The following is a 12,929-nucleotide window of genomic DNA, read 5'->3' on the forward strand; positions in this document are numbered from 1 at the left end:
GAAAGGGTAGCCGGGCGCCGAGACGCCGGGCTGAATTTTCGTACTCAACTATGGATAGCACAGGGACTTACTTTTTTTCATCCCCATACGGTGAGGTAGTACCCTGATCACATGGCGGCGGAGCAGAACCACGACAGCGCGGCGTGCAAGCGGGTGGACGACGGCATCACCCGTGTCTTCCAGCTGCTGGGAAAGCGCTGGAGCGGTCCGATCGTGGCCGTCCTGGTGGAACAGCCCGCACACTTCGCCGACCTGCGCCGCGCCGTCCCCGGCATCAGCGAACGCATGCTGTCCGACCGGCTCGCCGAACTCGGCGGGGCCGGCCTCGTCGTGCGCGAGGTCGACGAGGGCCCGCCGCTGCGCGTCTCCTACCGGCTGACCGAGGCCGGGGCCGCCCTGGAGCCCGCATTGCGGGAGCTGGGGGAGTGGGCGAAGGTCCATCTGCCGGACGCGCCCGGGTGCCCCGGGGCGTTGGCGGACCGGGCGGCGGGGGCAACGTCGTAGAGACCGGACCGATGGGGATGTACATGACGCTCACGCTGGAAGACCGGCTTGCCATCACCGAGTTGATCTCGATGCACGGCCACCTCGTGGACGCCGGCCAACTCGACCGGCTGGACCGGCTGTTCACCCCGGACGTCGTCTACGACGTGACCGATTTCGGCCAGGACCCGCTCATCGGGCTGCCCGCCGTCCGGCAGGCGGCGCTCGCGCTCGGCGCCGGCAATCCCGTCGCCCATCACGTCACCAACGTCGTCGTGCACGAGGGGGCGGACGGCCGGGTGCGCGCCCGGTCCAAGGGTCTCGGCGTCAGGGCGGACGGCACCTGCGGTTCCGTCACCTACGACGACACCCTTGTCCGTACCTCCGACGGCTGGCGGATCAGCCACCGGGTGCTGACCGCACGGCGTGTCCCCCTGAACGGCGTGACCGGGACCGGCTGAGCCGCGTGCGGGGGCTGTCCCCCGTTCCGGTGCACCGGGTCGCCGGATGGTGCGGGGCAGAGGCGACCAGGAACGGTGGTGTCCTGCGAGCACTCACCGGAAGGACACGAACGTGCGGATCCTCACGGCCACCGTCGCCGTCCTGAACCTCGCCGCCGCAGAGCCGTACCGGCCGCTGCCGCCACGCGGCCCGGTCCGGCGTCCACCGACGGGGTGTGGCGCATGGACGGCTACGGCACCGTCCTCGTCCTCGCAGGGGGAGCGCTGCAGGAGTACCAGACGACCTCCGCCAGCTGCGTCAAGGGCGACACCTCACGGCGGACCGGCCCCGGCACCTACCTCGCGACGGACGGCACGACACCGACCGTGCGGCTTGCGCACGACCGCGACCGCGCCCTGCTCGCCGCCGACAGCTCGGTGGGACAACGGCACCTGCGCCGCCTGCCGGCCCTGCCCGCCGCCTGCACCCGCCCGGCCTCCACCGACCCGCGCACCGCCTTCGACATCTTCTGGCACACCTTCGAGGAGAACTACCCCTTCTTCGCCGCCAAGGGCATCGACTGGCACGCTGTGGGCGACCGTTACCGCCCGCTGGTCCACAAGGACACCACAAAGGAGCAACTCTTCGGCATCTTCAGCCAGATGGTGAGTCCGCTGTACGACGCCCACGTCACGGTGCAGGACGCGGACCGCTTCTTCGGCCAGGGCCGGCCCGGCACGCAGCGCCCGAGCCCCGAACTGGACGCCAGGGCAAAGAAGTTCATCGTCGCCCGCGACCTCAAGACGGCGCCCCACCCCCAGGACTTCGGCGCCGGCCGGATCACCTACGCCGACCTGCCGGGCGGCCTCGGTCATCTGCGCATCTCCGGCTTCGGCGGGTACGCCGGCGAGCACGCGCCGTTCACCGCCGAACGGGCCGAACTCGACCGGGCGTTGCACACCGTGCACACCACGGGCCGTACGTGGCGGCTCAAGGGGTTCGTCATCGACCTGCGGATCAACGGCGGCGGCTCCGACTCCCTCGGCATCCGGATCGCCCAGCGGCTGACCGACACGCCGTACACCGCGTACGCCAAACGCGTCCGCAACGACCCGGCCGACCCCGCCCGGTACACCCGGCCCGAACCCGTGCCCGTCGTCCCCGCCGACGCACCCCGCTACACCGGACCGGTCGCCGTCCTCACCGGCGGTTCCACGGTCAGCGCGGGCGAGACCTTCACCCAGGCGCCGATGGACCGGCCGGGGCGGACCGTGCGCATCGGCCAGGCCACGCAGGGCGTCTTCTCGGACGTGCTGGTGCGCCGTCTGCCCGACGGCCTCGTCTTCGGGCTGCCCGACGAGGAGTTCCTCACCCGCACCGGACGCACCTTCGGCACCGGCATTCCGCCCCAGCTCGCCGAACCGGCCCTCACGAAGGAGGAGTTCACCAAGAACCGCGACTCGGCCTTCGACCGGGCGGTGAACCCGCTGGGCGGGCGCTGAGCCGCGCCGGACCTGCGCCGATCCCTCTCGGCGCACGCGGCCGGCCCGGGGCGAGCCGGATCAGTCCACCGGCCAGGTGTGGACCGGGGCGTTGAGGTGCATGTAGTCGATGTACAGCTGGGCCATCCGGCGCAGCGCCTCGTGGCGGCCGGTGTGCGCGGTGGCCTCGAGCTGGTGGAGCGTCTCCTTCTGCCACACCGCGCCGTTGCGCGCCGTGACACAGCGCTGCTCGATGATGCCGAGCAGCGGCTCGCGCCACGCCTCGTCCATGCCGGAGCGGGCGAGGCCGCGGTGCGCCAGGGGCAACAGCCGTCGCAACACCAGTTCCGGCACCGGGACTTCACCCATGCCGGGCCAGTACAGCAGGGCCTCGATGCCGCTGCGGGCGGCGGTGTGCAGATTGTCCTCGGCGGCCGCGAACGACATCCGCGACCACACCGGCCGGTCCTCCTCCACCAGGGCCCGGGTCAGGCCGTAGTAGAACGCGCCGTTGGCGAGCGTGTCGGCTACGGTCGGTCCGGCGGGCAGCACCCGGTTCTCCACCCGGATGTGCGGCATGTCGTGGGCGACGGCGTACACGGGACGGTTCCAGCGGTAGATCGTGCCGTTGTGCAGGGTCAGTTCACCGAGGTCGGGGATGTCGCCGCGGTCCAGCGTCTCGGCCGGACCCTGCTCCTCGCACAGCGGCAGGAGGGCCGGGAAGTACCGCAGGTTCTCCTCGAACAGGTCGAAGACGCTGTTGATCCAGCGCTCCCCGAACCACACCCGGGGCCGTACGCCCTGCACCTTGATCTCCTCCGGACGGGTGTCGGTGGCCTGCTCGAAGAGCGGAATGCGGGTCTCGTGCCACAGCTCCTTGCCGAACAGGAACGGGGAGTTCGCCGCCAGCGCGACCTGGACCCCGGCGATCGCCTGCGCCGCGTTCCAGTAGGCGGCGAACTCCTCGGGGGAGACCTGGAGATGGAACTGCGTGCTGGTGCACGCGGCCTCCGGGGTGATCGTGTCCGCGTACGTACGCAGCCGGTCGACGCCGTCCACCTCGATGCGCAGGTCCTCGCCCCGGGCCGCGAAGATCTGGTCGTTGAGCAGCCGGTAGCGCGGGTTCTCCGACAGTGCCCCTTCGCCGATGTCCTCCTGCTGCAGCGTGGGCAGGATCCCGATCATGATCAGCCGGGCGCCGACCGACCGGGCCCGCTCGTCGGCGTGATTGAGCGCGGACCGGATCTCGGCCTCCCATGCGTCGGGCCCGCCCGCCGTGAGCCGCCGGGGCGGCACGTTGATCTCGAGGTTGAACCGGCCCAGCTCGGTGGACCAGGCAGGATCGGAAATCGCCTGCAGCACATCGCTGTTGCGCATCGCCGGCTCGGCCGCGTCGTCGACCAGGTTCAGCTCTATCTCCAGGCCGACCTGCGGCCGCTCGGACTCGAACCGTGCCTCGCGCAGCATCTGTGCCAGCGCCTCGAGGCACTCCTGCATCTTGATCCGGTACCGGCGGCGGTCCTCGCGGGTGAAGACGAGCGCCGGGACATCGCGTCCCATCGGCCCTCCGAAAGTCCCCTGGTCGGACATTTCTCCACCCAGCGTCGCACCATCACACCACCCCCACCAAGCGGGCGGATCCCGCCCCGGCCCGATCCCGCCCCCGCGCGGCGACGCCGCCCGGAACCCGCGGTGCGCGGTGCCCGGATACGGCCGCGGACGGCCGTCGGACGGCTGCTTCTCCCGTCCTGCGCAGCGGTGAACCCGGGCTGGGTGTGGACGGCCGTGCACAGGGCGTGGCCGCGGCGGACGCGGTCGGTGAGCGGGGCGTTGCCGTTGACGTGCGCCGCGGTCGTCAGCCCGGCGCCCTGGTCCGGCACGGCCGGACAGACGCTGCCCCCGGTGTGGCCGAAGGCGCGCGCCGAGCAGTGCCGGCCCAAGTCGGACGTGTCCGGCACCGGCCCCGGCCCCCCCCTCGCACGCAGACGTCCCTGGCCCCGTCGCCCGTCGACGACACCGGCGGGACGCTGATCGCGGACCAGGGCTGCACGTCACCTCACGCAGCAGTGGCAGCAGCCGCCCGTACTGGACCCCGTCGACGCGGACGACCTCGGCGGTGCGGGGGCCCCGCGCGCAGGGGGTGGTGGTTCGAACCGGCCGAGGTTGCGAAGATGAGGACATGACCACGTCCCCCGGCGGCCGCCGGCCCACGATCGCCGACGTCGCCGCGGCGGCGTCGGTGTCGCGGACCACGGTGTCCCACGCTCTCAACGACATCGGCAAGGTCGACCCGCGGACCCGGGAACGCATCAAGAAGATCGCCGCCGAGCTGGGGTACCGTCCCAACCTGCGGGCGCAGCGGCTGCGCCGGGGCCAGGCCAAGGCCATCGCGCTTGCCTGCTCCATGCCGTTCGCGGTCGCCGGCGGCCCCTCGCGGCTCGGCTTCTACATGGAGGTGGCCGCCGCCGCGGCCGAGCGCGCCCTCGTCCACGACTACGCCCTGGTGCTGATCCCGCCGGTGCAGTCCGGATCCGCGCTGTACTCCGTCGACATCGACGGCGCGATCGTGGTCGAGCCCGAGGCGGACGACGCGGCCGTGGCCCAACTGCGCGAGCGGGGACTGCCGTACGTCGCCCTGGGCCGTCCCACCGCACCCGACGACGCTCCCTACGTGGACCTGCACGGCGCCCGGGTGGCCGAACTGCTGCTGGACCACTTGCGGGACCAGGGCGCCCGCAGCCCGGCGCTCATCGTCGGCGCCGGCAGCCGCCACTCCTCGGTGGACGCCCGCGCGGCCTACGAGCATGCCGCCGCCGCACACGGCTGGCCGACGGTCGTCGCCACCGCCCCGGAGGACGGCGGCGAACAGGCGGGGTACGCCAGCTGTGCCGCCCTGCTCGCGGAGCACCCCGGAACCGACGCGCTGTGCGTGCTCGTCGACGCCTTCGCCGTCGGCGCCGTACGCGCGCTGCGCGAGGCGGGGCGCCGTATCCCCGACGACGTCATGGTCGTCACCCGGTACGACGGTCTGCGCGCCCGCACCTGCGAACCGCCGCTCACCGCGGTCGACCTGGGGCTGGACCGGGCCGCCGCCGACGCGGTGGAGCTGCTGCTCGCCCGGCTGGGGGCGCGGCCCGCCGCCGGCGCGGCCGGGACGGACACCGAGGAGGCAGCCCCGGCGGCCGGGCCCCGGCTCGTCCCGCGCGCTTCGTCCCTGCGCCGCCCGCCGTCCGCCGACCACGGCTGACGCGGCGGGGCGAGGCAGGGGCGGCCGGCCGGGGTCACGTCCCCGCCATCAGCACCACCCCCGACACCAGGGCGAAGACGAGGACGAAGGCGCGCATCCGGTGCGCGTCGACACGCCGGTGCACGAGTCGGCTCAGCCACGCCCCCGCGGCAAGCGCGGGCAGCAGCAGGAGCGCCCACCCCATGTCCGCGGGACGGCCTTTGCCGGTGGCGAACAGCAGGGCGAGGGAGGCGACCTCGCCCACCAGGAAGCAGGCGGCGACCGTGGCCCGCAGTTCGCCGGGCGGCCGGTGCTGGTAGACGAGGGCGAGCGGCGGGCCGCCCACGCCGGTTGCGGTCTCGGTCAGCCCCGTGACGACGCCGGCGCCCACAAAGGCGCCGCGGCCCGGCACGAACGACGGGACGACGAGGCTCACTACGGCCGCCAGGACCGTCGCCGCGCCGACGACCGCCCCGAGAGCGCCCTGCGGGATCACCCACAGCAGTGCCAGCCCCGCCGGTGTCGCCGTCAGCCGTGCCGCCGTGATCCACCGGGCGCCGCGCAGATCGAGACTGTGCCGCTCGCGCCAGGCGACGTACAGATTGAGCGGGATCATCGCGGTCAGCACGAACACCGGCAGCAGCCCCGGATCGAGCAGGCCCGCGACCGGCGCGACGATCAGCGCGAACCCGAGCCCGCTGGTGCCCTGTACGAACGCGGCCGCCGCGACGGTCAACGCCAGCACCGCCAGCGTGCCGCCGCTCATCGACGACCACCGCGACAGGGCACCGCCGGAAAGGCGGGCGTGGGCCCGGCCGGGAGCGGGGCCGTGGTCAGCGACCCCTCCGGTGTTCCGACCGAACCCGCAGCCGGGGCCCCCGCCCGCGAAGGTGTCCCTGCCGTCGGCGGGGCTTCGGACGCATCATGCGACTGGTCCGCTGCCCGGGCCGACATCGCCGTCCGCTGCCGCGCGGCCACCGACGTCGGATGGGCCCGTGTCACCCCCGCACGCCGTACCACGCGCGGGGCCAGTTCGGCGGCTCGACGGACCAGGGCCGGTCCGTCCCAGTCCGGCGGCCAGCCGCGCCACAGTCGCAGCCGGCCGGCCACGAACACGGCGGTCAGCTGGTCGCGGTTGCCACGCCGGACCAGCTCCCACGGCAGGTCCCAGGACGGCTGCATCTCCGGCCCGCCGACGTCCACCAGGAGGAAGTCCGCCGCGGCACCGGGCGCGACACGACCCGTGCGCGCGCCGAGGCCGACCGCGTCCGCACCGCCCGCCGTGGCCCGCTCCCACCACGTCCAGCCGGCCCCGCAGGAGGAATCGCCGCTGGCCAAGCCATGGGTGAGCCGCTGCGCGAACTCTGCCGCGTCCGCGAGCCGGAAACCGTCCCCGCGTGTCCCGTCGGTGCCCAGCCCGAACCGGATGCCGCGCTCGGCGAAGGTGGTCGCGGGGGCGACGGCGTTGCCCTTCCACGCGCTGGCGACGGGGTTGTAGCTCACCGCGGCCCCGCCGTCCGCGAGCAGCGTGACCTCGGCCGGGGTGAGCAGCGTGGCGTGCGCGGCCAGCAACTGCGGGCCGAGCGCGCCGACTTGATGCAGATACTCCAGGGGCCGCAGCCCGTGCCGGACCAGGGAGCGCTCGACGGCGACGAGGTGTTCGTTGACGTGGATCTGTACGACCGCGCCCGCCTCGGCGGCGAGCCGGGCGGTCGCCGCCAGCGTGGGGGCCGTCGCGGCCTCCGGCACGGACACCGCCAGCGACGCACGGACCAGGTCGTCATCGCCGTAGTGCGCCAGGTGCCTCTCGGCGGCCGCCAGCACGGCCCGCGGGTCCGCGTCCTGGCCCGTGCCGTCCGAGGCGTCGTTGCAGACGAGCCCGAGCACACACCGGATCCCCGCGTCCCGTGCGGCCGAGGCCACCACGTCCACGTCCACCGTGGCCCGGGTCCCCGACTCGGCGACCGTCGTGAAACCGCCCCGCAGCGACTCCAGCGCGGCCAATTTCGCGGCGACGTACGCCGACTCCTCGTCCAGCGCGCGCTCCAGCGGCACCCACACCCGGCGGAAGATCTCCGACGGCTCGCCGAACGCGAGGGCGCCGCCGAAACTCTGCGTCAGATGGTGGTGGGCGTCGACGAAGCCCGGCATCAGCACATGTCCGGGCAGCCGGACGGGAGTCGGCGCCGGGTACGTACGGACCATCCGTTCGACCGGACCGACGTCGTGGAACACTCCGTCGCGCACGAGCACCGCGTGCAGCTCCAGCGGGCCCTCGGGGGTCAGCGTCACGTCGGGGACCAGCAGCAGCGCTTCCTGGCGGAGCCGGTCGGGGGTCAGGTCGGTCATGCTTCTCCGTAGTTCGAGAGGGAACGGCGGGCGCGGTCAGACACGTGCGGCCGAATCCGGCGCATCGGCCGGCAGGGCGGCGGCGGTGTCCGTGGCGCGCCGCCCCAGGTGGTGGAAGACGACGTTGAGGACGGCCGCGACGCAGGCACCCACGGCGACCCCGCTCTCCAGCAGGATCCGCACGCCGGACGGGAAACCGGTGTACGCACCGGGGACCAGGATCGGCAGCAGCCCCAGAGCGAGTGCGACCGCGCAGGTCACCGTGGCCGTGTGGTCCTCGAGCCGGGCCCGGCCGAGCATCTGCACGCCGAGGACGGTGATCACCGCGAACACGACCATCGCGGCGCCCCCGACCACGGCCGGCGGCATCACGGTGAGCGCCCGCGCAACCGGGGTGACAAACCCGAGGACGACGAGGACGACACCTGCGGCGGCCGTCACGTACCGGCTGCGCACGCCGGTGACCCGGACGATGCCGATGTTCTCCCCGCTGGTCACCATCAACGGCAGCCCGAAACAGCCGCCGAGCAGTGAGGTCAGGGCGTCCCCGCGCACCGTGCGCGGCACGGTGGTGCGGACGTCGATGTCCTTGCCGACCGCCTCCGCGTTGATGACGGTCTGCCCGGTCGCCTCAGCCATCGACGCGAGGCTGTACAGCATCAGCGGCAGCGCGGCGAGCAGGTCGAAGACGGGGGTGCCGAACGGCAACGGTCTCGGTACGCCGATCAGCCGGCCCGAGAGCGCGGTACCCAGGTGGGCCTGGCCGACGGCGAAGGCGAGGGCGGTGCCGGCCACGAGGCCGAGCAGGACGGCGAGTTGCCGCAGGATCCCGCGCAGCAGCCGCGTGAAGACGACGATCAGGCCGATGGTGGCGAAGGCCAGCCCCAGCCGGGCCGGATCGGCGAACCCGGGAGTGCCGGGCTGCCCGGTGACCAGCAGCGCGCCGACCTTCACCAGATTCACCCCGACGATCACGATCATCGTGCCGATGACCAGCGGCGGGAAGAATCTCAGCAGGCGTGCGAACAGGGGCAGTGCCAGAAAGGTGAACACGGCGGTGAGCAGCACCGCACCGGTCGCCGTGCGCAGCCCGTGCGCCTGAGCGATCGACAGGAACAGGATGAGCGGGGCACCGCCCGGCAGCATCACGAACGGCAGTCGTGGCCCGAACTTCCAGGGGCCGAGGGACTGCACGAGCGAGCCGATCCCGGACAGCAGCAGGGCCGCCGAGAGCAGGTCGACGGTGAGGTGCGGGCCGAGCCGGAGGGTGGCGCTCATCAGGAAGATCGCGGAGATCGGTGTCGCCGCCATGACGAGGACGTGCTGCACGCCGAACAGCAGGATCCGCCCGAGGGGGCGGGACTCGTCAACGGGGTGCACGGCACCCGGGGCGTCGGCAGGCGCGGCAGGGACGGGAGTCGGGTCGGCGGGATGTACGGGACTGGACACGTGCGGGCTCCGTTCGGCTCGCTCGGCTCAGGCCTCGACGATCCGGCCGTGGACGGCGGCCAAATCGATTTGGCCAATCGATTCGGCCGCCAGTATGAGGGCGCGAACCGGGGGTCGGTCAAGGGGTGGCGGGCAAACGAAACAGCGCGCCCCGCACGAACCGGCCCGAAGGCGGGGTCGCGCAGGACGCGCTGGTGCGGTGCCGGCGGAGCTGTGGTCCTCAGGCGTTCTTGCGGGCCACGCCCCCGTAGAAGCCGATCTCCTCGGAGCCGGGTGGCGGGGTGGTGTCCGGGCGCCAGAACGGCACCTGGGTCAGGCCGGGCTCGACCAGTTCGAAGCCGTCGAAGAACCCCTCGACCCGGTCGCGGGAGCGCAGGTTCATGGTGGCGGTGGCGCCCCGGTAGACGGCCTCGGCCTCGCTGCGGTCGTCGGCGAAGTCGCCCGTGGCGTGCGAGAGCACCAGGAAGCTGCCGTCCGGGAGCGCGTCGCGCAGGGTGGCGATGATCCGCTCGGGCTCGTCCGCGTCGCGGATGAAGTGGAAGATGGCGACGAGGAAGAGGGCGACCGGTCGGCCGAAGTCGATGACCCGGCGGACCTCGGGATGATCCACGATGGACTGCGGATCGCGCAGGTCGGCGAGCACGATGCTGGTCGTACCGGCCCGGCTGAGCAGCGCGTCGGCGTGCGCCTTCACGATCGGGTCGTTGTCGACGTAGGCGACGCGCACGTCCGGCGCCAGCTCCTGGGCGACCTCGTGCACGTTCGGCGAGGTGGGCAGCCCGGTGCCGATGTCGAGGATCTGGCGGACCCCGCTGTCGATGACGTGGCGGACCGCACGCTGCAGAAAGGCGCGATTGGCCCGTACGGAGATCCACACCTCGGGCGCGACGGCGGCGAGCTGGTCGCCCGCCTCCTGGTCCACCTCGTAGTTGTCCTTGCCGCCCAGGAGGTAGTCGTAGATCCGTGCCGGATGCGGCTTGCTGGTGTCGATGTGCACGGCCTGGCCGCCGTCCTGAGTCACGCTGGGCTCCTCTCCCCGACCGTCACGGACTCGGTCCCGCAAACGGTTGGCCAAAGCTTCCCATATCAACTACCTCGCCGGTGCCCGCAGTTCCGCCCGCGGCGGCGCACGGGCGTGCGGACGGCCTGGTGGGGCCGGTCGGGCCACGGCCGAGACCGGGAGATCCGGTGCGCATCCGGAACTGACGCGCAGCGGCGAGGGGGCGGGCGGGGCGGGGAACGACCCGAGCGCATGGACACTGTTCCCCGCCCCCCGGGTGGGTCGGCCCGCCGCGTCACGGACGGGGAGGGACGACTCGCCGACCGGTCGGACGAAGCATCGACTCACCGATCTTGTTCAGACCTTCCGCCGTCGGCCGCGCAAAGGCCAATGGAAGCGGGCCGGCCGGGTGACGCGGCCGGCGCTCAGTGGGGCTCGGCCGCGTCCGGCCGCCGCTGCGCGGGAGACCGCCAGCCACCGGACACCTCCTTGACCGGCTTGTGCGGGAAGCGGCGTTCGGCGTACCGCTTGGCGGCGGAGTCCGGCAGGACGTACAAGGTCTCCGTCTTCTCCTGGAGGGGACGCAGGACCGTGTCGAGATAGGCCTTGCGGTCATCGAGGTAGGGGCCCAGAACGTCTTCTCCGGCGGGGCAGACGGCCAGGCAGTAGCCGGACTTGTAGCTGGGTTTGAAGGCCAGGCTCTGCCACATCGAGGCGTTCTCCGGATCGGTGACCCGGGAACGGAAGTCCGCGCCGTCCATGCTGTCGGCCACGGTCTGCACCCAGTCCGTGAACCCGCTCATGAACTCACGGTAGTTGTGGGTCGTACAGGCCAGCGCGTCGAACGAGCCGTCCTTGCCGATGGCGCCGATCGGGCAGGCGGCGACGCACAACTTGCAGTCCACGCAGGGGCTGTAGTCCAGGGGCTGCCCGTATGCGCTGACCGGGGCGTCCACGAGCACCGTGGCGAGCAGCACGAAGTTGCCGAACCTGGGGTGGATGACGTTGCGGTGCAGGCCCATCACGCCGAGGCCCGCGGCCACGGCGACCGTCTTGTGGGCGACGACCCAGATGCGGCCGGGAAAGCGCTCCATCTCCTGAGGGAACCCGGCCGACGGGTTGAGCGCGCGATGACCGGCGTCCTCGAGGGCCCGTACCACCCGGCGGGCGGCGGCGTTGACCTGTTCGTCGGTCTGGTGGAACTCCTGGTTGGCCACGCTGCGCGCGGGCGACCGGGTGCTGTCGCGGTTCATGCGCACCATCAGCGAAACCAGTGACCGCGTGCCCGGCAGGGCGGCCAGGACATGGTCCCGCTCTCCGGCGAGGTCGGGGTGGTCCAGGCTCACCGCCGCCGCGTCGTCCGCGCCGGCCTCCAGGCACAGCGCGCGCAGCCGGTCCGCGTCGATCACCGGTGGCGGCTGCGCCGGAGCGCCGGCCGCGCGAGAGGCCAGTACGGCCCGTACGGACGGGTGGGCTGCAAGCCGGCCGGGGAGCTTCCGGCCTCCGGCTTCCTCGGCTGTGCGCTGCTCGCTCATCCCGGCCCTTCCTCCCGATGCCTGATGGGTTGGAAAATCAAACTCACTATGGAGGGGGAAGGGGCGCGGAGGCAAGGGGTGGCCGCATGCTCGTGCGTCCGTCCGGGCAGGGCCCGCTTGCGCTTGGAAACCGATCGGTTTACCGTGGGGGTGGTCCGGCGGAAACCGATCGGTTTCCGGCTCTCGATTTCCCCAGGAGACGCGCATGACCTCGATCAAGGACTCCGTCGCCCTCGTCACCGGCGGCAGCCGTGGACTCGGCAGGGCGCTGGTGGAGGAGCTGTACGCACGCGGCGCCGCGAAGGTGTACGCCACGGCCCGGGACCCGCGCACCGTGACCCATCCGGACGCCGTACCGCTCGCACTGGAGGTCACCGACCCCGCCTCGGTCCAGGCCGCTGCCGCGCAGGCGCAGGACGTCACCGTCCTGATCAACAACGCCGGTGTCTCGGTCGGCGCGCGCACCTTCCTCGACGCCGAACTCGACGTCGTACGGCGCGAGTTCGAGGCGAACTTCTACGGCCCGCTGCTGGTCACCCGGTCCTTCGTCCCGGTGATCGAGCGCAACGGCGGCGGACACCTCCTCAACGTGCACTCCGTGCTCTCCTGGCTCGGTATCGCCGGGTCCTACAGCGCCACCAAGGCCGCGCTGTGGTCCCAGACCAACTCACTGCGCCTGGAGCTGCATGCGCGGGGCATCGGGGTGACCGGACTGCACGTCGGTTACATCGACACGGACATGGCCTCGGCCATCGACGCACCCAAGTCCACGCCGCAGGAGGTCGCCGCGCTCGCCGTCGAGGGCATCGAGACCGGGGCGTACGAGGTGCTGGCGGACGACGTCACCCGGAATGTGAAGGCGGGGCTCTCGGGCGACCTGGCAGCGCTGTACCCGCAGCTGGCCGACTAGACGATCGACTCGAAGGCGCGGCGATCGGGTACGACCACCTCTCACCCGCCGGGGA

Annotated in this window: 10 protein-coding genes and 1 pseudogene; 5 read left to right on the forward strand and 6 right to left on the reverse strand. The window is 72.6% G+C overall.

Going from position 1 to position 12,929, the window contains the following annotated elements:
* Positions 1–111 precede the first annotated feature (111 nt).
* The 3 genes and pseudogenes from GQF42_RS40440 (at position 112) to GQF42_RS40450 (ending at position 2,426) form a co-directional block, all read left to right on the forward strand.
* Positions 112–504: a winged helix-turn-helix transcriptional regulator gene (locus tag GQF42_RS40440; protein WP_158928373.1), complete on the forward strand. Its 393-nt coding sequence runs from the start codon at positions 112–114 to the stop codon at positions 502–504.
* A gap of 23 nt (positions 505–527) precedes the next feature.
* On the forward strand, positions 528–944 hold the full coding sequence (locus GQF42_RS40445; RefSeq protein ID WP_158928375.1) for a nuclear transport factor 2 family protein: 417 nt from the start codon (positions 528–530) through the stop codon (positions 942–944).
* A gap of 112 nt (positions 945–1,056) precedes the next feature.
* Positions 1,057–2,426, forward strand: a pseudogene (locus GQF42_RS40450) (S41 family peptidase).
* 60 nt (positions 2,427–2,486) lie between these two features.
* Here the strand turns inward: GQF42_RS40450 and GQF42_RS40455 are convergent.
* On the reverse strand, positions 2,487–3,965 hold the full coding sequence (locus GQF42_RS40455; RefSeq protein WP_158928377.1) for a glutamate-cysteine ligase family protein: 1,479 nt from the start codon (positions 3,963–3,965) through the stop codon (positions 2,487–2,489).
* A 619-nt stretch (positions 3,966–4,584) separates the two neighbouring features.
* Here GQF42_RS40455 and GQF42_RS40460 point away from each other — a divergent pair.
* A complete protein-coding gene (locus GQF42_RS40460; protein WP_158928379.1) occupies positions 4,585–5,652 on the forward strand; it encodes a substrate-binding domain-containing protein in 1,068 nt (355 codons plus the stop codon).
* A 34-nt stretch (positions 5,653–5,686) separates the two neighbouring features.
* On the opposite strand, the gene GQF42_RS40465 is transcribed toward GQF42_RS40460, so the two are convergent.
* The 5 genes from GQF42_RS40465 to GQF42_RS40485 all read right to left on the reverse strand — a co-directional run bounded on the left by GQF42_RS40465 (position 5,687) and on the right by GQF42_RS40485 (position 11,964).
* Entirely contained in the window at positions 5,687–6,397 is a 711-nt protein-coding gene (locus tag GQF42_RS40465; protein WP_158928381.1) for a sulfite exporter TauE/SafE family protein, read from the reverse strand.
* A complete protein-coding gene (locus GQF42_RS40470) occupies positions 6,394–7,980 on the reverse strand; it encodes an amidohydrolase family protein (RefSeq protein WP_158928383.1) in 1,587 nt (528 codons plus the stop codon). Before GQF42_RS40470 ends, GQF42_RS40465 begins: the two co-directional genes overlap by 4 nt.
* A gap of 36 nt (positions 7,981–8,016) precedes the next feature.
* Positions 8,017–9,429 (reverse strand): uracil-xanthine permease family protein, encoded by a 1,413-nt coding sequence (locus GQF42_RS40475; RefSeq protein ID WP_233273649.1) that lies wholly within the window; start codon positions 9,427–9,429, stop codon positions 8,017–8,019.
* 220 nt (positions 9,430–9,649) lie between these two features.
* A complete protein-coding gene (locus GQF42_RS40480; RefSeq protein WP_158928385.1) occupies positions 9,650–10,450 on the reverse strand; it encodes an SAM-dependent methyltransferase in 801 nt (266 codons plus the stop codon).
* Positions 10,451–10,854: 404 nt separating this feature from the next.
* On the reverse strand, positions 10,855–11,964 hold the full coding sequence (locus GQF42_RS40485; RefSeq protein WP_158928387.1) for a 4Fe-4S binding protein: 1,110 nt from the start codon (positions 11,962–11,964) through the stop codon (positions 10,855–10,857).
* 205 nt (positions 11,965–12,169) lie between these two features.
* Here GQF42_RS40485 and GQF42_RS40490 point away from each other — a divergent pair, with 205 nt between their 5' ends.
* On the forward strand, positions 12,170–12,874 hold the full coding sequence (locus GQF42_RS40490; RefSeq protein ID WP_158928389.1) for an SDR family oxidoreductase: 705 nt from the start codon (positions 12,170–12,172) through the stop codon (positions 12,872–12,874).
* Positions 12,875–12,929 lie beyond the last annotated feature (55 nt).

The sequence above is a fragment of the Streptomyces broussonetiae genome (assembly GCF_009796285.1).
Taxonomy (GTDB): Bacteria; Actinomycetota; Actinomycetes; order Streptomycetales; family Streptomycetaceae; genus Streptomyces; species Streptomyces broussonetiae.